This is a genomic window from Anaerococcus sp. Marseille-P3915 (genome assembly GCF_900258475.1).
GTDB lineage: Bacteria > Bacillota > Clostridia > Tissierellales > Peptoniphilaceae > Anaerococcus > Anaerococcus kampingae.
Genome location: NZ_LT984887.1, coordinates 919,461 through 942,313, shown reverse-complemented (window position 1 = coordinate 942,313; position 22,853 = coordinate 919,461). Strand labels below are relative to the sequence as shown.

General features: G+C 32.0%; 21 protein-coding genes, 1 tRNA gene and 1 other RNA gene. 21 read left to right on the top strand and 2 right to left on the bottom strand.

Features of this window, described 5'->3' with window-relative positions; translation table 11 throughout:
• Positions 1-179: 179 nt before the first annotated feature.
• From dnaG to C8269_RS04625, 8 genes are all read left to right on the top strand, one after another.
• Positions 180-1,850: a DNA primase gene (dnaG, locus tag C8269_RS04660; RefSeq protein ID WP_106460580.1), complete on the top strand. Its 1,671-nt coding sequence runs from the start codon at positions 180-182 to the stop codon at positions 1,848-1,850.
• Positions 1,837-3,636 carry an RNA polymerase sigma factor RpoD gene (gene rpoD / locus C8269_RS04655; RefSeq protein ID WP_106460579.1) on the top strand — a complete coding sequence of 600 codons (1,800 nt, stop codon included), beginning with the start codon at positions 1,837-1,839 and terminating at the stop codon, positions 3,634-3,636. The genes dnaG and rpoD overlap by 14 nt, the downstream gene beginning before the upstream one ends.
• A gap of 1 nt (position 3,637) precedes the next feature.
• Positions 3,638-4,321, top strand: a complete 684-nt coding sequence (locus tag C8269_RS04650; protein ID WP_106460578.1) for a tRNA (adenine(22)-N(1))-methyltransferase — start codon at positions 3,638-3,640, stop codon at positions 4,319-4,321.
• On the top strand, positions 4,312-5,082 hold the full coding sequence (locus tag C8269_RS04645; RefSeq protein WP_106460577.1) for a Nif3-like dinuclear metal center hexameric protein: 771 nt from the start codon (positions 4,312-4,314) through the stop codon (positions 5,080-5,082). Before C8269_RS04650 ends, C8269_RS04645 begins: the two co-directional genes overlap by 10 nt.
• A 31-nt stretch (positions 5,083-5,113) precedes the next feature.
• An RNA gene (gene rnpB, locus C8269_RS04640) (RNase P RNA component class A) lies at positions 5,114-5,453 on the top strand.
• Positions 5,454-5,704: 251 nt separating this feature from the next.
• Positions 5,705-7,081 (top strand): NlpC/P60 family protein, encoded by a 1,377-nt coding sequence (locus C8269_RS04635; protein WP_234025835.1) that lies wholly within the window; start codon positions 5,705-5,707, stop codon positions 7,079-7,081.
• Between the two features lie 55 nt (positions 7,082-7,136).
• Entirely contained in the window at positions 7,137-7,937 is an 801-nt protein-coding gene (locus C8269_RS04630; protein ID WP_106460575.1) for a bifunctional 5,10-methylenetetrahydrofolate dehydrogenase/5,10-methenyltetrahydrofolate cyclohydrolase, read from the top strand.
• Positions 7,921-8,913: a lipid II:glycine glycyltransferase FemX gene (locus tag C8269_RS04625; RefSeq protein ID WP_106460574.1), complete on the top strand. Its 993-nt coding sequence runs from the start codon at positions 7,921-7,923 to the stop codon at positions 8,911-8,913. Before C8269_RS04630 ends, C8269_RS04625 begins: the two co-directional genes overlap by 17 nt.
• Positions 8,914-8,948: 35 nt before the next feature.
• Here C8269_RS04625 and tpx read toward each other — a convergent pair whose 3' ends face one another.
• Positions 8,949-9,461, bottom strand: a complete 513-nt coding sequence (gene tpx / locus C8269_RS04620; protein ID WP_106460573.1) for a thiol peroxidase — start codon at positions 9,459-9,461, stop codon at positions 8,949-8,951.
• A 149-nt stretch (positions 9,462-9,610) separates the two neighbouring features.
• Between tpx and C8269_RS04615 the strand changes: the two genes are divergently transcribed.
• From C8269_RS04615 to thrB, 9 genes are all read left to right on the top strand, one after another.
• The gene (locus C8269_RS04615) at positions 9,611-10,258 is read left to right on the top strand and encodes a 50S ribosomal protein L25 (protein WP_106460572.1); all 648 of its coding nucleotides are present in this window, start codon (positions 9,611-9,613) and stop codon (positions 10,256-10,258) included.
• Positions 10,259-10,365: 107 nt separating this feature from the next.
• Positions 10,366-10,989, top strand: a complete 624-nt coding sequence (tmk, locus tag C8269_RS04610) for a dTMP kinase (protein WP_106460571.1) — start codon at positions 10,366-10,368, stop codon at positions 10,987-10,989.
• A gap of 1 nt (position 10,990) precedes the next feature.
• Positions 10,991-11,320, top strand: coding sequence for a cyclic-di-AMP receptor (locus C8269_RS04605; RefSeq protein ID WP_106460570.1), 330 nt, complete (start codon positions 10,991-10,993; stop codon positions 11,318-11,320).
• Positions 11,317-12,105 carry a DNA polymerase III subunit delta gene (locus tag C8269_RS04600; RefSeq protein WP_106460569.1) on the top strand — a complete coding sequence of 263 codons (789 nt, stop codon included), beginning with the start codon at positions 11,317-11,319 and terminating at the stop codon, positions 12,103-12,105. Before C8269_RS04605 ends, C8269_RS04600 begins: the two co-directional genes overlap by 4 nt.
• Complete coding sequence (locus C8269_RS04595; protein WP_106460568.1) at positions 12,102-12,914, top strand: PSP1 domain-containing protein; 813 nt, start codon at positions 12,102-12,104, stop codon at positions 12,912-12,914. Before C8269_RS04600 ends, C8269_RS04595 begins: the two co-directional genes overlap by 4 nt.
• A gap of 123 nt (positions 12,915-13,037) precedes the next feature.
• Complete coding sequence (locus C8269_RS04590) at positions 13,038-13,211, top strand: indolepyruvate ferredoxin oxidoreductase subunit alpha (protein ID WP_106460567.1); 174 nt, start codon at positions 13,038-13,040, stop codon at positions 13,209-13,211.
• Positions 13,212-13,441: 230 nt separating this feature from the next.
• Positions 13,442-14,647: a homoserine dehydrogenase gene (locus C8269_RS04585; RefSeq protein ID WP_106460566.1), complete on the top strand. Its 1,206-nt coding sequence runs from the start codon at positions 13,442-13,444 to the stop codon at positions 14,645-14,647.
• Positions 14,647-16,101 carry a threonine synthase gene (gene thrC, locus C8269_RS04580; protein WP_106460565.1) on the top strand — a complete coding sequence of 485 codons (1,455 nt, stop codon included), beginning with the start codon at positions 14,647-14,649 and terminating at the stop codon, positions 16,099-16,101. The genes C8269_RS04585 and thrC overlap by 1 nt, the downstream gene beginning before the upstream one ends.
• Positions 16,098-16,955, top strand: a complete 858-nt coding sequence (thrB, locus tag C8269_RS04575; protein ID WP_106460564.1) for a homoserine kinase — start codon at positions 16,098-16,100, stop codon at positions 16,953-16,955. The genes thrC and thrB overlap by 4 nt, the downstream gene beginning before the upstream one ends.
• Before the next feature lie 34 nt (positions 16,956-16,989).
• Here the strand turns inward: thrB and C8269_RS04570 are convergent.
• Positions 16,990-17,064, bottom strand: a tRNA-Thr gene (locus tag C8269_RS04570).
• An 81-nt stretch (positions 17,065-17,145) separates the two neighbouring features.
• Here C8269_RS04570 and C8269_RS04565 point away from each other — a divergent pair.
• The 4 genes from C8269_RS04565 to C8269_RS04550 are packed head-to-tail and all read left to right on the top strand — an operon-like array spanning position 17,146 to position 22,821.
• Entirely contained in the window at positions 17,146-18,273 is a 1,128-nt protein-coding gene (locus tag C8269_RS04565) for a hypothetical protein (protein ID WP_106460563.1), read from the top strand.
• Positions 18,270-19,013, top strand: a complete 744-nt coding sequence (locus C8269_RS04560; RefSeq protein ID WP_106460562.1) for a TraX family protein — start codon at positions 18,270-18,272, stop codon at positions 19,011-19,013. Before C8269_RS04565 ends, C8269_RS04560 begins: the two co-directional genes overlap by 4 nt.
• Before the next feature lie 7 nt (positions 19,014-19,020).
• Positions 19,021-21,114 carry a Tex-like N-terminal domain-containing protein gene (locus tag C8269_RS04555; RefSeq protein ID WP_106460561.1) on the top strand — a complete coding sequence of 698 codons (2,094 nt, stop codon included), beginning with the start codon at positions 19,021-19,023 and terminating at the stop codon, positions 21,112-21,114.
• Positions 21,115-22,821 carry a proline--tRNA ligase gene (locus C8269_RS04550; protein ID WP_106460560.1) on the top strand — a complete coding sequence of 569 codons (1,707 nt, stop codon included), beginning with the start codon at positions 21,115-21,117 and terminating at the stop codon, positions 22,819-22,821.
• Positions 22,822-22,853 lie beyond the last annotated feature (32 nt).

Genomic DNA, 22,853 nt, shown 5'->3' with positions numbered 1-22,853 from the left:
TTAATATTATACTATATTTTTTAGGGATATTTAACAATTTTCATTTCAAAAACCATCACGATTTTAGAAAAAATTAAAATATAAATCATAAAATTTTATAAAAGCCAATTTCTTTAAAATGCTGAAAAAGATAAATTGATATAAAAGCTAATAAAAGTATAGTTTGAATAGGTGATAAGATGAGATTAATATCAGATGATATGGCAAATCAAATAAAGGAAAGTTCAGATATTATAGATATAATTGGCGAATATGTCGACTTAAAAAGAGCGGGCTCCTCCTATAAGGGATTATGTCCATTTCATAACGAGAAAACCCCATCATTTACAGTTGACAAGAAGAAACAATTATTTCACTGTTTCGGATGTGGAGCAGGAGGGGATGTTGTTTCTTTTATAATGCAAAAAGAAGGCCTATCATATCCAGAAAGCTTGGAATTTTTAGCCAATAGAGCAGGAATAAATTTAATTTATCAAAATAACCCTGGGGAAAATAAATATAAAAATCACCTATATGATATCAATAAAGATATAATGATGTTTTTTTATAAAAATTTATTAACCAATAAAGCTCCTCAAGATTATTTAATAAAGAGGGGATTAAGAAGCAATATAGTTAATACCTTTATGCTTGGCTATGCTAAAGATTCTTGGAATGATTTGCTAAATTATGCAAAGTCAAAGGGCTATAAGGAAGAGGACCTCCTATCTTTAGGCTTAATAGCAAAGTCTAAAAATGGCAATTATTATGATAAGTATAGGAATAGAGTGATTTATCCTATAATTGATATTTATGGTAGAGTGATAGGTTTTGGTGGTAGGGCAATAGATGATGCCATGCCAAAATATCTAAATTCTCCAGAATCTGAGATATTTAAAAAAAGATATAATTTATATGCTTTAAATAATTTCAAAAAGCAAAATAAAAGAGATTTAATCTTAGTTGAAGGCTATATGGATGTTATAGCTCTCAACAATTGGGGTATAGATATAGCTGTAGCAAGCCTTGGTACAGCTTTTACACTAGATCAGGCAAAACTTGCGAAAAGATATGCTGATAATATCTATGTTTGCTATGATTCTGATGGAGCAGGAATAAAAGCTACTCAAAGAGCTATAGATATTTTTAACCAAGCAGATATAAGCGTAAATATAATTGAGCTTGGAGAGGGACTAGATCCTGATGATTTTGTAAGAAAATATGGCAAAGAAGCCTTTATCGATAAAATGGATAAGGCCTTAGACCAATATAATTATAGGTATAATCAGATATTAGATTCTTACTCACAAGCAAGTGACAATGAAAAGTTTGATAAGCTAAATTTATTTATAGAATTTCTTGCAAGCATCAAGCAGGATCTTACACGTGAAATTTTTATTAATAACGTATCAAAGCTATTTGACATTGAAAAATCAACTTTAAAAGAGGCTATTACAAAGTATAATAATAAACAAAATAGAACAAACTTCTTTAATAATAAACCGATTGATAAAAAGGTAATAGTTAAGGAAGAGAAGTTAGATTTTAATCAATATGAATTAGAAATTTTAAGGCTTATTTTTATGCAGCCTGATGATTATAAAGAAGAGTCTGAATATTTTGATAAATTTTTAAAAAATCAAAAATTAATTGATTTTAAAGATTTTTTGATTAATAAAGAACCTAGTAAATTTGACAAGAATGATAAGGATTTTAAATTTATTCTAGCTTATGTTATGAATGATAAGAATCCTATCTTAGTAAATGAGTTAAAAGATAAGATTAGCCTGTATGAAAGGCTCCAAAAGATAAAGAAATTAAGAGAAACTGGGCCTACAATTAGTAAGGGGAGAAATGATGACCAGCGATGATAATAAATTGCTCGAAGATGAAGTTCTAAAAGAAATTGTTGAAGAATTTATCTCGATAAGCGAATCCCAAGATGGGGTAATAACATTTAGTCAGATAAATGAATTCGATGATTTTAATGATTTAGAAATTGAAAATCAAAAGTTTATAATAGAAAAAATTACATCTTCAGGAATAGAAATCGTGGAAAAGTCTGAGACTGAGTTAGACAAAGAGGAAGAAGTTGAAGAAGAAATTGACGATGATGAAGATGAAGATATCGATGAAGAAGAGATTGAAAAGGAAATAGATAAGTCTGTAGATGATTTGGCTGGCCTTAAGCTTGATGATCCCGTAAAAATGTATCTAAAGGAAATTGGTAAAGTAAATCTCTTAACAGCAACCGAAGAAATTATTTTATCAAGAAGGATGGAAGCTGGAGAAATAGCCAGAAAAGCTTTAAATGGTAATAAATTTAACAAGCAAAATAAGACTAAACTTGCCAATGATGTATTTTTTGGTGATTTAGCTAAGATATTAACCAATGCCAGTGATAAGCTATCTATAGGCCAAGAAATAGATGCGGAAACAATCGAAGACTTAGATGGTTTGGTCAATATGGGTCGCTTGTTTAACCAAGTTATGACAGATGACCTTGATAAGGACCAGCTTGAGCAGCTTAATGCGAAAATTTTGATATGCAATATAGCCCAACAATCAGTTAATGATGATGACTTAAGCAAGAGGGAAGCAAATATCTTATGTGACCTTTTTGATTCCTTTGACCATATGTTAAAAATCATCGAAAATTCTGAAGTTGTAAATTTGGTGTACCAATCATTTAATGATTTACTTAAAAAAGCAGCCAACAAGGACTTCATTAAGACAAATGATCAGATGGTAATAGATAATCTAATAAAAATATCTGAACTTGCTGGTCGCCTTGAAAATAAAGATAAGTTAAATGATGATGAATCATCATTTTTAGTCTACATGATAAATAAAAGAGATTTTGCTCTTAAAATGTTAAACAATGAAGAATTTACAAGCCAAGAGATAAGAGAATTAAAAAATCAGATAATAAAGTCACAAAGGGCTAAGGAAAAACTAGCTGAAACAAACTTAAGGCTAGTCGTATCCATAGCTAAAAAATACGTAGGCCGTGGCATGAACTTCTTAGATTTAATTCAAGAAGGAAATATGGGTCTTATGAAGGCAGTCGATAAATATGACTACAACAGGGGTTTTAAGTTTTCAACCTATGCCACTTGGTGGATTAGACAGGCTATTACCCGTGCTATAGCAGACCAAGCTAGAACAATAAGGATACCGGTTCACATGGTAGAAACTATAAATAAGCTTGTAAGAATTCAAAGGCAATTGGTGCAGGATTTGGGACGTGATCCATCAAATGAAGAAATAGCTGAAGCTATGGGCATAGAAGTAGATAAGGTATCAGAGATTAGAAAGATTGCCCAAGAACCGGTAAGTCTTGAAACACCAATCGGTGAAGAAGATGACAGCCACTTGGGAGATTTTATAGAAGATGATAGTGCGATAGATCCAGGCGAGGCAGCAAATTATTCAATGTTAAGAGAACAACTAAATGAAGTTCTCTCATGCCTGGGTGCTCGTGAGAAAAGAGTCCTACAATTAAGATTTGGCTTGATTGATGGTACTCCACGTACCTTAGAAGAAGTTGGCAAAGAATTTGATGTAACTCGTGAAAGAATTAGACAGATAGAAGCAAAGGCTCTTAGGAAATTAAAATCTCCTAATAAGAGCGAACTATTGAAAGACTTTTTATAAAATGGAAGATAAGAAAAGATTATTAGATATAGTTAAAATACTAGATAAAAATAAAAAAGTCATAGATGTAGGAACCGATCATGGATTGGTTCCTTTATATTTGGCAAAAAATAATATATCAAAAGATATAATAGCAACAGACATCTCAAAACCATCCCTGCAGAAGCTTATAGATAGGTTAGATGATAATACATCAAAGATAATAAAAACTATCCATACAGATGGTTTTAAGGGCCTAAAAAGCGAACCTAATCAGGTAGCAATTATTGCAGGTATGGGTGCAAACACAATTATTGATATAATAAATGATAGTTTAGATTTTGTAAGAAATTTAGATTATCTCATTATAGAATCAAATATTAATACAAGTTTACTTAGAGAATATCTAATGGAAAATGATTTTGATATTGAATTAGACTTTTTAACCTATGAAAAAAGAAAATTTTACGATATTTTAAAGGTTAAAGATAAGAAAACAAGATATTTGTCATTTGAAGAGTACTATTACGGTTTTACAGATATTGAAAATAAGAGCAAACTTCTTTTAGAAAAGCTAAAAATAGACAAGGATAAAAATAATAATTTCCTTAATCATATAAAAGAAAATTCTGATGATAAAAAAGCTATTAAAAAAATTGAAGACAGGTTAGAAGCGATAAGAAAGGTGGAAGAAAGGTGCAAATAAAATATTTAATTAGCAAATTAGAAGAAAAGTATCCTTTTTATTTACAAGAAGAATGGGACAATTCTGGCTTACAAATAGGAAATCCTGAAGATGAATTAAGAGGAGTCGTCTTATCCTTAGATTTAGAAGAGGAAAGTATAGACTTAGCTATTGAAAAGAGAGCGAATTTAATAATTACTCATCATCCTTACTTATTTTCACCAACTAAATCCATTGATTTTAGGAATAGTTTCTATAATAGATTAGAAAAAGCGATTAAAAATGACATCACAATTTTCGCCTTCCATACTAATCTTGATATAGCAGAGGGTGGAGTAAATGATAATCTTGGAGAGATAATTGGCTTAAAAGATATGAAAAGCTTAGAGCAAGGTAAAGAACTTGGCCTTGGAAGGTACGGTAATATTGAAAAAATAAATGCTAAAGATTTTCTTAGTCAAGTAAAAGAAAAGTTGCAAGCCAATGAAATTATTTGCTATGGAGATGTTAACAAAGAAATAGAAAAGGTAGGAATATGTGGTGGTGCAGGTGCCTCCTTATTAGATGATGCTATAAGCCTAAATTGCGACTTATTTATAAGCGGAGACATAAAGTATCATGAAGGTATGGATTATGCAAATAAGGGCCTAATTATTGCCGATTTAGGACATTTTGCAAGCGAGAACCATGTAATATACAAATTAGAAAAAGAAATAAAGAAAATAATAGGAGATGAAGTTTTTACCTTTTCAAAAACAGACTCATTTAGAACCTTTATTTGAAATTTTTAAAAATAAAGATAAAATACAATACGGAGTAAATTAGATAATCGCGGGGCTTAGGCCACGAGGAAAGTCCGTGCACCATAGAGCAAGGATGCTTGATAACGTCAAGTAGGAGTGATCTTCAGGCAAGTGCAACAGAAAGTATACCGCCAAAATTTGGTAAGGTTGGAATGGCGAGGTAAGAGCTCACCAGCTGTCCTAGTGATAGGCAGGCTATGTAAACCCCATCCGGTGCAAGAACAAAAGGACGCAAAAGGGCTTGCTCGGTCCTGTCCGCAAAATGGTAGTTCGCTTGAGCTTACTAGCAATAGTAAGCCTAGATAGATGATTATCCACGACAGAACACGGCTTACAGATTTACTCTTTACATAATTACTACAGAATTGGTTACAAAAAACAAAAGAGCTGTAGGAAAAAATTACACTTTAACCGGTTACATTTTATAAATATTGGGTAATTTTGGAATAATTCTCAATAAGTATAAAAAAATCCTTATAAAGTGTAATTTTTTTGTAACTAATTATTGACACTTTTGTAAAAAAGATATAAGATATAGTCAGATTTCAAAATAAAACAATAGATTTAACAATTCATAACAATTATGGAGGAGTTATTAATAATGAATAAGAAAAACATAGGTGCGGCGCTTTCAGTTATAGCTGCATCAGCTGCTGTAGCAACAGCATACGCTACAACAGTTACAGATTTACAAAATGATAAACATACAAATTCTTTAATATCTGAGGAAAACAAAGAAGTTGAAAGCTCATCTTCTTTCGTAAAAAGCGATTATACTAAAGAAGTAAAAAATACAAAAATTGCCGGCCAAAAGAGAAATACAGCTAAGGCTAGCAAAGAAATAAAAGAAAACATACTAATTGAGAAAACTGCTCAAAATTTAGTTAAGCCACAAATTATTAAAGCTGAAAAAATAGCTGAAGAAAAAGCGAATCAAGAAGCAGCTAAAGAAATTGTAAGCTATGACGATAAAGATGAAAATGGTGTAGTTAAATATGATGACTCAGACCTTGACCAAGTAATAGTAGATAATTCTAAAGCTAGCGAAAAAGTAGTAGAATATGATGATTCTGCTATAGAAGAAGATGTCGCAGAAAGCCCAGCTAAAGAAGTAGTTACATATCAAGATGATAACGATGTGGAAACTAAAGAAGAAGCGGTAGAAACACAGTCAACAAAACAAGAAGTTAAGGCTCCAGCCTTAGAAGATAAATTTGTAAATACAAATAGTTTAAATATAAGAACAAGCAAAGATGCTAGTAACAACTCAAATATCCTTAGATCAATCAAGGCTGGGGATAAGCTAGTAGGTTATGTAGATGGTGAATGGTTTGTAACAAATGAAGGTTATGTAAACCTAGCTTACCTATCAAACGCATATCCAAGTGCTCTAGTTGAACAAATAAAAGCAGAAGAAGCAAAAGTTGCAGAAGAGGCAAGAAAAGCTGAAGAAGCAAGAAAGGCTGAAGAAGCTAAGAAAGCAGAAGAGGCCAAAGCTCAAGAATCTGCTCAAAAAGCACAAGCACCAGTAGTTAGAGAAGCAATCTCAAATGCTGAAGAAGCTGTAGCAGTAGAATCAACACAAAATACTCCACAAGTTAACCAGAACGCTCAATCAGCAGCAGGAATAGCTAGTCAATACGTTGGGTCTGCTTATGTTTGGGGTTCATCAGATCCAAGTGTAGGTTTTGATTGCTCAGGGCTAACATCTTATGCTTATAGACAAATAGGGGTAAGCTTACCTCACAGCTCACAAGCCCAATTTAACAATGGATATGCAGTAGAATTAGGCAACCTAAAGGCAGGAGACTTAGTATTCTTCTCATTTGGTGGAGGATCTATTGATCACGTTGGAATTGTAACAGGATCAGATGGTACTTTCGTACACGCATCTACTCCAGAAACAGGCGTTAGAGTTGATAATTTATTCAACGGATCATACCAAAGAGCATACAGAGGAGCTAGAAGAATATTCTAGAAAAAATATAAGCATCCAGAAGCAAAAGCTTTTGGATGTTTTTTCATGGAGAAAAATGAATTTATTAAATACTAAAAATTTAAGAGATGAACTTCTTAATAAACTAAAAAATAATAATTTTAAAAATAAAATCCTACTATTAAGTAAAAATCCAAATAAGGAAGCTGTATTTTATAAAAACGTAATAATCAAAAGATGTGAAGAGTTTGGAATATCTTACGTAGAAAAAGAATTTGATAGAGAAAATAATGATGAAATAATTTCCTTTATAAATTCTTTTGACAAAGCGGATGGCTTTATCATCTTAGCACCTTTTGGCTCAGGTGAAGATTTGACATATTTAAAAGAATCAATCAAAATTAGAGACTTAGATGGTTTTACTTTCAAATCTTTAGGCAAGTCTATGGAAGGGTGGATAGATTTTCTTCCTGCTACATCAAGAGCTATTGTAAAATTTTTAGAAAACCAAGAAATAGATTTTAGGGGCAAAAACATAACGATTGCCAATAGGACAAGTGTAATAGGAAAGCCCCTATCTATGTATTTAGCAAGTAGGAGTGCAAATGTAAGTGTAATAAATAGCTCTTGTCAAAATCCTAAAACTTTTATCAAAAACTCTGATATTTTTATATCAGCAATAGGGAGTGCATCTTATTATGATCAAACTTATTTTAAAGATGATAGCTTAATAATAGATGTTGGAACTTCGTATATAAATGGTAAGATAGTAGGAGATGTAGACGTAGAGTCTATAAGTGAAATGAATGTCGATTACCTAGGAAGCAAAAGTGGTATAGGCGCGATTACCACGCTTACCTTGTTGGAGGGAATGATAGATAATGCCAATAGTAAATAATGAAAATGATTTAAAAAGATATAATGAGTTTGTAAGAAATAGTCCTTACGCTAGACCAATGCAAGATACAGCTTGGTCAAAAATTAAAAACAACTGGACAAATGATTATGTATACATAGAAGAAAATAAGCAGATAATTGCTGCAATGTCTGTGATAGGAATCAAAAATACAAACGGTAAACACTTCTTATATGCTCCTAGAGGGCCAGTATGTGATTTTAGGGATACAAAGCTAGTTGAACAATTAATAAAGGAAGCAGAGCCTTTAAAGGACAAATACGATGCCTTTCTTTTAAGAATGGACCCAGAGTTAGTCTTTGATGAGAAATTAGTCTATGATTATAGGAAATTAGGTTATGATTTTAGAAGTGTGGGTCTTGATACTCATTCATTCACCCAACCAAGATACAATATGATAATAGATTTAACTTGTCATAATGAAGATGAAATATTTGAAAGCTTTTCATCAAAGGGAAGGTACAACGTTAGAAAATCAATAAGAGCAGGGATAAAGACAGTTATAAAAACTGACGAAGAAGGCTTAGATATATTCTATGAACTTACAAAAATAATGGCGGAAAGACAAGAAATTGGCCATAGACCAAAAGATTATTACCAAAGGCTAATAGAATATCTAGATGCAGAAATATTTATATCATATTTTGAAGATAAGTCTCTTTCAGCATCCTTATTAATTCCTTATGGAAATAAGGTTTATTACCTATATGCAGCAAGCTCAAACGAGCTCCGCAACAAGATGCCAAACTATAATATGATTTGGGAAGAAATAAAATGGTGTCTAGAAAAAGGTTATGATTATCTAGATCTAGGTGGTACCTTTAGTTTAGATTCAAAAGATGGTCTATATAGGTTTAAGCAATCCTTCTGCTATCCGGATAAGTATTCTAACTTTATAGGTGAATTAGATGTTGTCTATGATAGAGAAAAATACGAAGAATTTTTAATTACAAAATAGAAAAACTCCTCAATGAGAGGAGTTTTTTATGGTTATTATTTACTTAATTGTTTAGCAACCCTAACAGCTTCCTCATATTCAGGAAGATCGGTATTTTGCTCTAAGTATTGGACATATTTTATTGTATTATCCTTATCAACTACAAATACGGACCTATTTAAAAGTTTTAATTCTTCAATTAAGGTTCCATATTTACTTGAAAAATCTCTTGTATTATAGTCTGAAACAAACTTAATTTGGTCAGCTTTCTTATTTTTCTTAAATCTTATTTGGGCAAAAGGTAAGTCATTTGATACTGTTAGGACTATAACATTATCTGGTAAAAACTCAGTTGCTTTTTGAAACATCTTTGTTTGAAGTTCACATACATCCGTATCAAGAGAAGGGACAACAGAAATTATTTTGATTTTTCCATCTTCTTCATCATAAAAATTATAAGGGCTTAGGTCCATCTTATTGGCAACAAAATCAGGTGCCTTATCTCCAACTTTTAGTTCTTCACCTAATACAGTTATATCTACAGTACCGAATTTTCCTCTTCTTGTCATAAAATTCTCCTTCATTTATTCATCCTATTAGCAATATTGTATTACAAGAGCATAAATTATCAATGATTTTAAAATATTAATCTTTAAGTTATTGTAAATAAGGCAAAGATGGAGTATAATTAGCTAGTATGAATTAATAAGGAGGCAAAATGGCTAATTTAGTTTTACAAGCAGAAAAAAGAGAAGCTACTGGTAAAAATAAAGTTAACAAACTTAGAAGTAATGAACTTATACCAGGAGTAGTTTATGCCAAAAATCAAGAAAATGTAAATGTTCAATTCGAAGCTAGAGAATTTGATAAAGTTCTTAGACAAGCTGGAACATCTACAATTATAACACTAGATGTCAATGGAGAAGGTAAAGAAGTACTTATCAAGGATTTCCAAACTCATCCATACAAAAACCAATTTTTACATGTAGATTTTCAGGCTATAGACCAAAATCAAGCAATCAGAGTTACTGTTCCAGTTAACCTAATCGGTAGAGATGACCTAAATGCTGATGCGGGAGTACTAGTACAAAATATAGATGTAGTAGAAGTAGAATGTCTACCAAAATACATCCCACAAACAGCAGATGTTGAAATCAAAGACCTACAAATTGGTGAAAACAAAACAGTTGCTGATCTTGACATCTTCAAAGATGAAAATATCAATGTACTTGCTGATGCAGAAGAAGTTATCTGCTCACTACAAGAAGTATCTGAAGAAGAAATCATTGACGATGAAGAAGAAGCAGCAGATGCAGCTGATGTACCAACAGTTGATGAAACTGAAGAATCTGAAGATAACGAATAATATTTAAAGCCATTGCTCTTTATTATAGACAATGGTTTTTTTATTTGGAAATTTTAAAGAAAAAATACTCCTAGACTTATTTTAGGAAAATATAGTATAATGGATATATGAGCGGAAAATTTATAGTATTTGAAGGACCAGACGGGTCTGGAAAAACAACCATATTAGAAAAAGTTAAGACGATATTAGAAAATGACTCTCATCCTGTAAGCTTCTATAGGGAGCCAGGTGGAACACCCATTTCTGAAAAAATCAGATCAATAATAATTGACAATGAAAATTCCGAGATGTCAGCAAAGACTGAAGCTCTCCTATTTGCAGCAAGTAGAGCTCAGCTTGTGGAAGAAAGAATTAAACCTGATTTAAAAGCAGGAAAAATTGTAATTTGTGATAGATTTGTATTAAGTTCTTTATTATATCAGGGATTAGGAAGAAATTTGGGTATAGATAAGATAAAGAATATAAATAATTTTGCAACAGAAGGTCTTAAGGCTGACTTAAACATATTTTTCAATATTGACTATAAGACAGCTTTAGAAAGAAAAAGAGCCAATTTTTCTGCAGATAGACTAGAAAACGAAGATTTTTCATTTCACAAAAAGATCTTTGATGGCTATATGCAAATGGCTGATCTCTATAAAGACGAAATAGTAAAGGTAGATGCTAGAAAGTCTATAGAAGATTTAACAGAAGATGTAATCAAAATTATTTATGGCTTATTGGAGGAATAAAATGAAATTATTAGTAGCTATAGTACAAGATGCAGACGTTAATTTTTTAATCGATGCCCTAACAGATGAAGGTTATAGGATAACAAAGCTTTCAACAACAGGTGGATTTTTAAAAAAAGGCAACACTACCCTCTTAATAGGTGTGGAAGAAGTTAAATTAGACGAAGCACTTGGAATAATAGAAAAGAATTGTAAGAAAAGAAATACCACTACAACAATAATAAATCCTACAGGTGAAAGCTCACTAATAAGCACAACAGTACCTATAGAAATAAGTGTAGGTGGGGCAACGGTATTTATAATTGATGTTGAAAAATATGTACAAATATGACCATATTAGAAAGGCAATTAGCAAATAATAATTTATCTAATGCCTACATAATAGAAGGAGAGGATGTAGGATATAATTTAAAGTACTCCCTAGATTTTGCAAAGGAAGTATTTGATTCTTACGATGTAAAGTCAAGTATAAATTCTGACTTATCAGTAATAGATAAGGAAATAATAGACATATCTACAATTAGGACGCTAATAAAAGATATGGTAATTAGACCTACAAATGGGAAAATCAAAATTTATATAATCCATAATGCTCAAAATTTGAGGATTGAGGCAGCAAACGCCATGCTAAAAAGTCTTGAAGAGCTTAAGGATTATATACTTATAATTTTCACAACAGATAATAGCGGGAAATTACTTCAAACTATAAGGTCAAGATGTCAAATAATTAGTATATCTAATGGAAATTATAAAAACGATATTGATTTTGAGAGACTTTCCGATATAATTAGAGAGATTTATGAGGGAAATCTCTCCTTTTATTATAAAGAGAGAGATTATTTATTAGCCTATAAGGATAAAAAAGATGAATTAATATCATCAATCCTTGAAATTTATAAAGGATTAATTGATTTAAAATATAAAAGTAAAAAGCCATACAGATCAAGCTATGCATATAATCTAGAAAAACTTAGCCAAATGGATTTAAATGTTATAGAAAGATTAATCAGTAAGCTTGAAGAAATACAAATTGCTTATAGGAATAATATTAATTTTGAATTAAGTATAGAAAATATATTTTTTAATATATATAGAGAAGGCAGGAAAGATAAATGAATGTAGTTGGAATAAGATTTAAAAATGCTGGCAAAATATATTATTTTAAGGCCAATGATTTAAACCTTTGTTTTAAAGATAAGGTGATAGTCGAAAGCTCAAATGGTCTAGAACTAGCAGAAGTAGCGCTTGCAAATATAGATATTGACAAGGATAAGTTTGACAAAGACTTATCAAGTGTAATAAGAAAGGCAAGCTCAAGAGATTTAGAGATAGATGAATCAAATAAAGAAGAAGCCCAAGAAGCAATGGAGCTTGCAAAAGAAAAAGTAAGAGACCATCAGCTAGATATGAAAATTGTAGAAGGTGAATACAGCTTTGATAAAAGCAAAATTACTTTTTATTTCACATCGGAAAATAGGGTAGACTTTAGAGCTCTTGTAAAAGATTTAGCGTCAATATTTAAGAATAGAATTGAGTTAAGACAAATCGGTGTTAGAGACCATGCTAAGCTTAAAGATTTTCATGGCTCATGTGGACAAAAAACTTGCTGCTCTCGTTTTATGACAGAGTTTAATCCTTTATCAATAAAGATGGCCAAAGACCAAGGAATAACCTTAGATCCAAATAAGATATCTGGAGTATGTGGTAGACTTATGTGCTGCTTAGATTTTGAGGAAGATAATTATCTAAAAGCTAAAAAAGAGCATCCTAAAAAGGGCCATAAAGTTTCTACTGTAGATGGAGTAGGTACGGTGGTAGATAATGATTACATTAGAGGTTTGTGTAAGGTTAGGTTAAACCTTGATGAAAGCGATGAGGAAATAGAAGAATTTTATAGGATAGAAGATATAAGCAAAGACAGATGATAATAATTATCATTATGAATAATTAATCAGATTTCTAGAATATTTTAATAAAATTTCATGTTTTACTTGACATATTATGAATATTATTGTATACTAATCATATAATAAACATAGGAGGAAATTATGGCATACAGAATAGATGAAAATACTTGTATTTCTTGTGGTTCATGCGAAGGTGAATGCCCAGTAGGAGCAATCTCTCAAGGCGATGCTGCTTTTGAAATTGATGCAGATGCTTGTATAGATTGTGGTTCATGCTCAGCAGTTTGCCCAGTAGAAGCAATCGACCAAGAATAATTTCATAGTACATAAAGAATAAGAGACCCCTTTGGGGGTCTTTTTATATGCAAAATATAATTCTTAAATAATCCTTATTTGTAGTAGGTTAAGATAATACTTGAGTAAAGCAAAAATTAAGGTATTATCTATACAAAATATCTTAGTCGAAAAAATATTTTTGATGATTAATATTAAGATACTTTATTTGTAAATTTAAAACTCAAATAATTATATTCAAGGAGTAAGAAGTGAAAAGAGTAGTAGGACTTGCTATACTAGGATATGGTACAGTTGGCCAGGGGATAGTAAAGCTAATTAGAGAAAAACAAGATTCAATTAAATTCTATACTAATGCAGAAATTGAAATAAAAAAAGTTTTAGTTAGAAAAGTTAGAGATTCTTATGGAGTTGATATTGATAAAGATTTACTTACAACAGACTTTGATGAAATAATAAATGATTCATCTATAGATATAGTTGTCGAAGTTACATCATCAGTTGATCAAGCTAAGGATATGATGCTTAAATCTATGAAAAATGGCAAGCATGTAGTATCGGCAAACAAGGCTGCTATTAGTAAATATTTTCCTGAATTAAATGACCTTGCTAGGGATATGAATCTTCACTTCCTTCACGAAGCGGCAGTTGCTGGAGGGATTCCAGTTTTAAAACCCCTTGGGGACCTTGTAATGGAAAATGAAATCACTAGGGTTAGGGGGATTTTAAATGGTACATGCAATTATATTCTATCTAAGATGACTGAAGAAGGACTTGATTATAGCGATGTCTTAAAAGAAGCTCAAGATTTAGGATATGCTGAAGCTGACCCAAGTGCAGATGTTGAAGGTTTTGATACCCATAGAAAGTTAAGAATTCTATCTACAATGGCTTTTAGGCAAGAAGTCAGTGAGGATGATATACTCGTAGATGGTATTTCTAAAATTACAGCAGATGATATTAGAATTCTTAAAGATAATGGCAGGACTATAAAACTAATAGGTGATTCCTATATTGAAGATAACAAGATTAAGGCCTGTGTTGCCCCGGTAGGAGTATATTCAGACTCATATTTTGCATCTGTAAGAGGTGCCTTTAACTCTGTTACTGTCTTTGGTGATATGGTAGGAGAACTTAAATTTTATGGCCAAGGTGCAGGCATGCTTCCTACAGCCAATGCTATCATAAATGACATAATAGATATTATTTTTGATAGACAATCCAAGGTAAGACTTGGCGAAGGTCTAAATAGAAAGATAGATAGCAGTGATATAAGGGCTGATTTTTATCTAAGATATGACAGAAATCTTGTAAATTTAGATGATTTTGATGAAGAAGTTATCGATGATAAATTAAAGGCAAGTCTAATAAGGGATGCAAAATATGTTGATTTAAAGGAAAGACTAGATGCTGATCCTAATTCTCTTATAGTTAGACTTGAAGGTAGGAATTACTAATGAAATACGTATCCACAAGAACAGACAGAAGCCAAATAAATCCAAGCCAAGCTATAATTAGGTCTATAGCAGATGATGGTGGCCTGTTTGTGCCAATGAATTTTCCTTCCTTAGGAGACTTATCTAAGCTTATTGATCTAGATTATAGAGAACTTGCTAGCTACATTTTAAAGATGTATTTTGATGATTTAGGAGATAAGCTAGATATCATTGTAAAAAAGGCTTATGATCAAAAATTCCCAGAGGAAGTTGTAAAGATTAAAGAAACAAATGCCTTTATAATGGAGCTATACCATGGTATAACTCATGCTTTTAAGGATATGGCCCTATCAATACTTCCTTTTTTACTTAAGGCTTCATTAGAAGTAAATGGAGATGATAAGAAAGTTTTAATCCTCGTTGCCACATCTGGAGATACAGGAAAGGCAGCCCTAGAAGGATTTAAGGATGTAGATGGGGTAAGGGCAATGGTCTTTTATCCAAAAGATGGGGTATCAGCCATTCAAAAGCTACAAATGATAAGTCAAGAAGGGGAAAACCTAAATGTTTTTGCTATAAAAGGAAATTTCGACAATGCCCAAACAGCAGTAAAAGATGCTTTTAATGACAAGGAATTTAATAAAAAAATCCTAGAAAAAGGCTATGAATTATCATCGGCAAATTCTATAAATATAGGTAGGCTCATCCCACAGGTTGTTTACTATGTTTACACCTATCTAAGACTAGTACAAAATAAAAAAATAAAACTTGGTGAAAAGGTAAATATTGCTGTGCCTACAGGCAATTTCGGAAATGTTCTAGCTGCTTTTTATGCAAAAAACATGGGGCTTCCTATTAATAAATTGATCATAGCTTCAAATGATAATAAAATCTTAACAGATTTTTTTAAAACTGGGTCTTATGATTCAAATAGAAAGTTGATTTTAACATCATCTCCATCTATGGATATATTGATTTCTTCAAATCTTGAAAGACTATTATATCACCTATCTGATGGAAACTATAAAAAAGTGGCCGAAGCCATGGAATCTTTAAACAAAGATAAAATTTATCTTTGGGATAAGAACTATGATGATTTAATCTATGCAAACTTTGCAGGCGAAGAAGATGTAAAAGATGCAATAAAAAGTACTTATGATTCCTACAAATATTTAATAGACCCCCACACAGCTGTTGCTGTAAGTGTTTATGAAAAATATAAAAAAGAAACAGGCGATGATACACAAACAATAATAGCATCAACAGCCAATCCCCTTAAGTTTCCTGACAAGGTTTTAAATTCCCTAGGAATTGATGGAGGAGATGATGATTTTGAGAAGCTTGAAAAAATAGGAGAGCTTATGGCTAATGAAGTTCCTGAAAATCTATCAGCCTTGAAGGATATGGAAGTAATCCATAAGGATATAATCGATCCATCTAAGCTAAAAGAAGAAGTTTTGAGGAAATTAAAATGAAGGGATTTATGATCAAGGTACCTGCAACAAGTGCAAATGTAGGTTGTGGCTTTGATAGTTATGGTTTATCACTTAATCTTTATAATAGTTTTAACTTTAGGGAAGGTGATGAATTTAGAGAGGATAACCTAGTTATAGAAGCCTATAAATATACTTTTTCTTACCTAGGAAAGGAAGCTATTCCTATAGAGGTAGAAATAGATGGGCTAGTGCCAATGACAAGGGGTCTTGGGTCTTCATCAACTTGTATCGTTGCAGGAATTTATGCTGCCCTTTACATCTTAGAAGGAAAAATTGATAAGGATTTAGCCCTTGATATTGCAGTAGAGATAGAAGGCCATCCAGACAATGTAGGACCTGCAATATTTGGAGGACTTTTGCTTTGTGTAAGGGATGGGGAGAGAGTTTATCATAAAAAAATAATACCAAATAAAAATCTTGAATTAATCGGTCTAATTCCTGACTTTAAGCTAAGGACAGAAGATTCCAGAAATGTGATATCTGATAAACTTCTACTAAAAGATGCTATAAATAATATACAAAGAGCGGCTGTTCTTGGCTTTGCCCTAAAAGATTTAGACAAGGATTTAATAAAAATTTGTCTATATGATAAAATCCACCAGCCATATAGGAAATCCTTAATAAAAGGCTATGATAAAATATATAATAAATCATTAGAGCTTGGAGCACTAGGTGTTTACTTAAGTGGAGCAGGTCCTACAATGATGCTAATAGCAGATAAGAGAGATGATATTTTTGATGATATCAAAAAAAATATGGCAAGTGATTTTTCAACTTGGCAGGTAAAAAAACTTAAAATTGACCCAGAAGGGGCATATATAGAAAATTTATAAAAAAGGCTAGCTTTAAATAGCTAGCCTTTGTAGATGGAGCTAGAAACAGGACTTGAACCTGCAACTTCCGGTTTACGATACCGTTACTCTACCATTGAGTTATTCTAGCATAAATACATTTTACTAGTATTTTTTTATTTCGTCTATATAATATATAGTGTTAGAATTAAATAATTAGAATGGAGCAAAAATGGACTATTCAATAATTTTAGAGCAAATTTACAATTTTATAATAAATAATCAATTTATAGGATTTGCAATAGGAGCTTTTCTTGTCCTAATCATTCTATATATTGCATCAAAGACCTTTAGAAAAAGCGGCTTATTTTTACTGACAACAAGCTTTTTAATCGATTTGAGTATAAGGAGTTTGCCATTTGATATATATAACAACTACCCTTATGTTTTCAATATTGTTATAGGCCTTTACATAGCAGCTTTCATAGATTTTTTGATAAGAGTTTTGTTAATTTTAATTAAGCTTAAAAAGAAAGAAAAGCGTGAAGATTCATCCCTAAAGAATTTTGTGAAATTTACTGGGATAAGACCTTTTTTACTTATGCTTATCGTAAATCTTGTTAATTTTAATAATGTCTTACCTAAAAACATTATAAATCTTTTAACAAGTCTTTCTTTTTTGTATATGGTTTTTAAGACCTTATATTCGACTTATCAATATCTGAGCCAAAAAGAAAATATAGTTATAGACGATCAGATGGATTTTTCGGATATAGATGCTTATTTATCATCAGATAATAAAAATTCTAAGAAGCGCCATAGAAGAGTGCTTAAAAATAAAAGTAGTATAGAAGAGGCAAAAGAGAAAATAGATTCAAAAGGGCCTATTCCTATGTCAAATTTCAAAAAGAAATTAAAAGCTGATGAACCAATAGAAAAAATTGAAAAAGATCTCTCTAATACAGATATAATTAATTTGATGGCTAGTTCAAACAACTTAGTAACTACAATGACTCTAACAGATTTGAATACAAAAAAAACAATCTCTTACAAGAGTGAGAAAGCAAAATTTAATTTATTAGAAGATGACTCCTACAGGGTAGATTTAGAATTTGAAGTTATAAATGATTATGACTATGGAAGATTTATGGATATTCTTTTAGCCTATGATGAAGATAGGGAAAGGTATAAATTCGAGTTAAGTATAGATGATAACAAATCAAGAGAGCTAAAGATGGTTTTCTTTGATCCAAGTCATATTGATAAAGTAAATGAGAAAGATCATAGCTTAGCTGGTAAAACTATATCTTTAATTTTTCCGAAATATAAGATAAACTTCATTAAAGGAAACTACCAATGATAAACAGGGAAGAACTATTAAAATCATGGAAATCTGATAGGAGATTTCTAAGTACAAGTGCTTTAAAGGTAATAGCATCTACAGCCATGCTTCTAAGTCACCTAGCACAATCATTTTTATTATATGGTTTAGGATATATTAAACTTGCAGATACTTTCATGCTAATAGGGAGAATCGCCATGCCAATATTTTCCTTTCTATTAGTCCAAGGGATTATACTAACAAGTGATATTAAAAAATACCTGGCTAGGTTATTAATTTTTGCCTTCGTTTCAGAAATATTTTATGACCTAGCCTTTACAGGAACGGTTTTTGACTTTTCAAGGCAAAATGTATTTTTCACCTTATTTTTGGCTGGAACCATGCTTTATATATGGCAAATAGCTGAAGAAATGGATACTTTCAAGAAAATATTGCTTATTTGTTTGTCATTTATAAGTGTATCCTTAATAGCTATTGGCATAAAAGCTGACTATACTTATAAGGTAATCACAGCTATTGGTCTATTATATTTTGCAAGAAATAGTAAAATAATGACAGGCCTTGCGATTTTATTGTCATTTGCCTTTTCGCGATTCACTAGAGGCTATGCGGTTTATATTCCTTACATGGTTTATTTATCTATACCACTCATATTTTTATATAACGGACAAAAAGGTAAATCTAGCAAGTGGGGATTTTATATATTTTATCCAGCACATTTATTAATTATATATATATTGAAAATTATTTTATTATAAGGAATTTATGAATATTACAGAAATTTTATCAAAAGAATTAAATATTAAAGAAGACTCAATAGACAATGTTATCACACTCTTGGATGAAGGCTCAACAGTAGCCTTTATAGCTAGGTATAGGAAGGAAGTTACAGGTAATCTTACAGATGTTGAGATAAGAGATATTGAAAAAAATCTCAACAAGCTAAGAAATATCGAAAAAAGGCAGGAAGAAATAATAAATGCCATTGATAATAAGGGAGAGCTTACAGATGAATTAAAAGAAAAAATCTTAGCAACTAACACCCTTACAATCTTAGAAGATATTTACGCACCTTTCAAATCTAGAAGAAAGACCAGGGCTGATATATCTAGAGAATTTGGACTTGATAAGTTTTTAGATAAGCTTCTTACAGGGATTAGCGATGAAGAAGCAGCCATAAAGGAAGCTATTAATTATAAGCAAGAAAATTTAGAAGATGAAAAGGAAATTATAATAAGAGCTCTAGATATACTTGCAGAAGACATTGCAAATTCAATAGAAGCTAGAAATATTATAAGAAGAGATGGCCTTGTGAGGGCAAGTCTAGTGAGCAAGCTTAAGGCAGAAGAAGATAATCTTTACGAAAATTACCATGATTTTTCTAAAAAGCTTAAGGATTTGAAATCTTTCCAAATTTTAGCTATAAATAGGGCTGAAAAAGAAGATATATTGACTGTAAAGATTGATTTTACTGATGACTATAACAAAAACTTAATCTATAAGCTAATAAGTCAGGATAAGGTCTATAATTCTTACCAAGAAGGCTTGGTAAAAGCTACAATCGATGATGCTTACAAGAGATTAATGCTTCCTTCGATTACAACAGAGCTAAGAAATAAGCTAACAGAAGAAGCAAGCGATGAATCTATCAGAGTATTTGGAGACAATCTAAAGCCTTATTTATTGCAAAGACCAATCAAAGGTCAGGTTGTAATGGGGCTTGACCCAGGTTTTAGGACAGGTTGTAAGGTAGCAGTTGTAGATAAGAATGGAAAATATTTGGATAAGGCAGTAATTTATCCGGTAGAACCCCATAAGAAAGAAAAAGAGGCTATTGCAACTTTAAAAAAACTTATAGAAAAATACGGAGTAAGCCTTATAGCTCTTGGTAATGCAACAGCATCTAGGGAAACTGAGCTAGTTGTAAATAAACTCCTTAAGGAAGTAGAAGGGGTAAGCTATGCTATAGTAAATGAGGCAGGGGCTAGTGTTTACTCAGCTTCAGCCCTTGGAGAAGAAGAATTTCCAGACCTAGATGTAACTATAAGAGGAGCAATTTCAATGGCAAGAAGACTCCAAGACCCTATGGCAGAGCTTGTAAAAATTGAGCCAAAACACATAGGAGTTGGCCAATACCAACACGATCTTGATGCTAAAAAGCTTGATTTAGAGCTTGCTAAGGTTGTAGAAGATGCGGTAAATGAGGTGGGAGTTAGTATAAATAATGCTTCCTATAAGCTTTTATCATATGTATCAGGTCTAAATCAAAATCTTGCAAAAAGAATCGAAGAAGATTTCAAGGATGGAAAGATTAAATATAGGAAGGACCTTTTAGATGTAAAGGGCCTTGGCAAGAAAACATACGAGCTTGCTGCAGGCTTTTTGAGATTTCCATCATCACCCGAGATTTTGGATAATACAGGAGTCCACCCTGAAAGCTACAAGATAGCAAAAAAACTAGAAGGCTTAAACTTAGATGATATAAATATAGAAGAAACGGCTCAAAAACTAGAAGTAGGAGAACCGACTCTAATAGACATCATAAAAGAGCTAAAGAAGCCCGGAAGGGACCCGAGAGATGATAATCCCGAGGTTTTGACAAAAAAAGAAGTTATGAGTCTTGATGACCTAAAAGAGGGTATGATACTTAAAGGGAAAGTTAGAAACATAACTGATTTTGGAGCTTTTGTAGATATTGGAGTAGGAACAGATGGTCTAGTCCATATATCAGAAATTTCCGATAAGTTTATAAAAAATCCTCACGATGTTTTGACAAACTCTGAGGTAGTTACTGTAAAAATTATAGAAATAGATAAGAAAAAAGAAAGAATTGGTCTTTCAATGAGGAGTGTTAATTAAATGAGATTATCAAATTATTATATGCCAACCCTAAGAGAAGATCCTGTGGATGCTGAAACAGCAAGCCACAAGCTTCTAACTAGAGGTGCTTTTATCAGACGTCAAGCTTCAGGAATTTATTCCTTCCTACCACTTGGTAAAAAGGTTATAAATAAAATCGAAGCAATAGTTAGAGATGCCATGGATAGCCATGGAGCAATTGAGGTATCAACATCAATCTTACAACCTAGAGAAATTTGGGATGCATCAGGCAGATGGGAAACATTTGGTCCTGAGATGTTTAAAATTAAAGACAGACACGATAGGGAATACGCCCTAGGTCCAACAGCCGAAGAATCTTTCGTAGATTTAGTAAAAGACGAGCTTAATTCTTATAAGCAACTTCCACTTAATATCTACCAAATAGTAGATAAGTTTAGGGATGAGAAAAGACCTAGATTTGGTATAAATAGGTCACGTGATTTCCTAATGAAAGACGCCTACACCTTTGACCAAGACTTTGAAGGACTAGAAAAAGCATATGACAATATGTGGAAGGCTTATGAATATGCCTTTGACAAAATGAAGCTTGACTACAGAATAGTTGAAGGTGATACAGGAGCTATGGGTGGTAGAAAGAGTCACGAATTTATGGCCCTTGCTGAAAGTGGTGAAGGAGTCATCCTTTATACAGAAAATTCTGATAAGGCTTATACAGACGAAAAGGCAAGAAGCATAGTTCCGGTTATAAAAGAAGAAGAAAAAGAATTGGAATTAGTAAAAACTACTGACAAGAAAACCATAGAAGATGTAAGCGAATTCTTAAATGAAGAAAAAATCAAATGTGCAAAGGCAGTAGACCTTTTGGTAGAAGGAGAACTTGTATTTGTCTTTATCCCTGGTGATAGGGACTTAAATATAGCTAAACTTATTGCCTACCTAGGTGTTCCAGAGCATGAAATTTTCATGGCAGATGATGAAAGTATAGAAAAATATACTGAACCTGGCTATACAGGACCAATCGGCCTAAAGGATGTAAGGGTAATAATTGATAAGTCACTTACAGAAATTAATAACCTTGTAGTGGGAGCTAACAAGGCTGGCTACCACTATATAAATGCAAACTATAAGAGGGATTTTGATGGGGAGATTGCAGAAGATTTAACCCTAGCCAAAGAAGGCGATGATGCTTATGATGGCAGCGGAAAATATCTATCAGCTCGTGGTATAGAAGTAGGAAACATCTTCCAATTAGGAACTAAATACTCAGAAGCAATTGGGGCAAATTTCCTAGACCAAAATGGCGTTTCAAAACCATTCGTTATGGGCTCTTACGGTATAGGTGTATCAAGATCTGTATCAGCAATTGTAGAGCAAAACCACGATGATAAGGGAATAATCTGGCCTACATCTGTAGCACCATTTGAAGCCATAGTTACAATTGTAAATCCAAACAAGGAAGAGCAAAAAGAACTAGGTGAAGAGATTTATAAAAATCTAAAAGATGCTAGGATAGATGTTCTTCTTGATGATAGAAAAGAACGCCCAGGTGTTAAATTTAACGACAGGGACCTAATAGGAATTCCATATAGGATAACAGTAGGTAAGGATGCAAGTGAAGGAATAGTAGAATATTCAAAAAGATCTGATCTTGAAAATATTAACCTAAATAAAGAAGAAGCTGTAGAGACAATTATAGAAAATATCCATAAAGATTTGCAAGACTAAGGCAATAATGGGTATCATAGTAGTAAAGGATA

Coding starts and splice junctions, on each gene's coding strand:
- dnaG (WP_106460580.1), top strand. CDS start 180: ATGAGATTAATATCAGATGATATGGCAAATCAAATAAAGGAAAGTTCA.
- rpoD (WP_106460579.1), top strand. CDS start 1,837: ATGACCAGCGATGATAATAAATTGCTCGAAGATGAAGTTCTAAAAGAA.
- C8269_RS04650 (WP_106460578.1), top strand. CDS start 3,638: ATGGAAGATAAGAAAAGATTATTAGATATAGTTAAAATACTAGATAAA.
- C8269_RS04635 (WP_234025835.1), top strand. CDS start 5,705: ATGAATAAGAAAAACATAGGTGCGGCGCTTTCAGTTATAGCTGCATCA.
- C8269_RS04630 (WP_106460575.1), top strand. CDS start 7,137: ATGAATTTATTAAATACTAAAAATTTAAGAGATGAACTTCTTAATAAA.
- C8269_RS04625 (WP_106460574.1), top strand. CDS start 7,921: ATGCCAATAGTAAATAATGAAAATGATTTAAAAAGATATAATGAGTTT.
- tpx (WP_106460573.1), bottom strand. CDS start 9,461: ATGACAAGAAGAGGAAAATTCGGTACTGTAGATATAACTGTATTAGGT.
- C8269_RS04615 (WP_106460572.1), top strand. CDS start 9,611: ATGGCTAATTTAGTTTTACAAGCAGAAAAAAGAGAAGCTACTGGTAAA.
- tmk (WP_106460571.1), top strand. CDS start 10,366: ATGAGCGGAAAATTTATAGTATTTGAAGGACCAGACGGGTCTGGAAAA.
- C8269_RS04605 (WP_106460570.1), top strand. CDS start 10,991: ATGAAATTATTAGTAGCTATAGTACAAGATGCAGACGTTAATTTTTTA.
- C8269_RS04600 (WP_106460569.1), top strand. CDS start 11,317: ATGACCATATTAGAAAGGCAATTAGCAAATAATAATTTATCTAATGCC.
- C8269_RS04595 (WP_106460568.1), top strand. CDS start 12,102: ATGAATGTAGTTGGAATAAGATTTAAAAATGCTGGCAAAATATATTAT.
- C8269_RS04590 (WP_106460567.1), top strand. CDS start 13,038: ATGGCATACAGAATAGATGAAAATACTTGTATTTCTTGTGGTTCATGC.
- thrC (WP_106460565.1), top strand. CDS start 14,647: ATGAAATACGTATCCACAAGAACAGACAGAAGCCAAATAAATCCAAGC.
- thrB (WP_106460564.1), top strand. CDS start 16,098: ATGAAGGGATTTATGATCAAGGTACCTGCAACAAGTGCAAATGTAGGT.
- C8269_RS04565 (WP_106460563.1), top strand. CDS start 17,146: ATGGACTATTCAATAATTTTAGAGCAAATTTACAATTTTATAATAAAT.
- C8269_RS04560 (WP_106460562.1), top strand. CDS start 18,270: ATGATAAACAGGGAAGAACTATTAAAATCATGGAAATCTGATAGGAGA.
- C8269_RS04555 (WP_106460561.1), top strand. CDS start 19,021: ATGAATATTACAGAAATTTTATCAAAAGAATTAAATATTAAAGAAGAC.
- C8269_RS04550 (WP_106460560.1), top strand. CDS start 21,115: ATGAGATTATCAAATTATTATATGCCAACCCTAAGAGAAGATCCTGTG.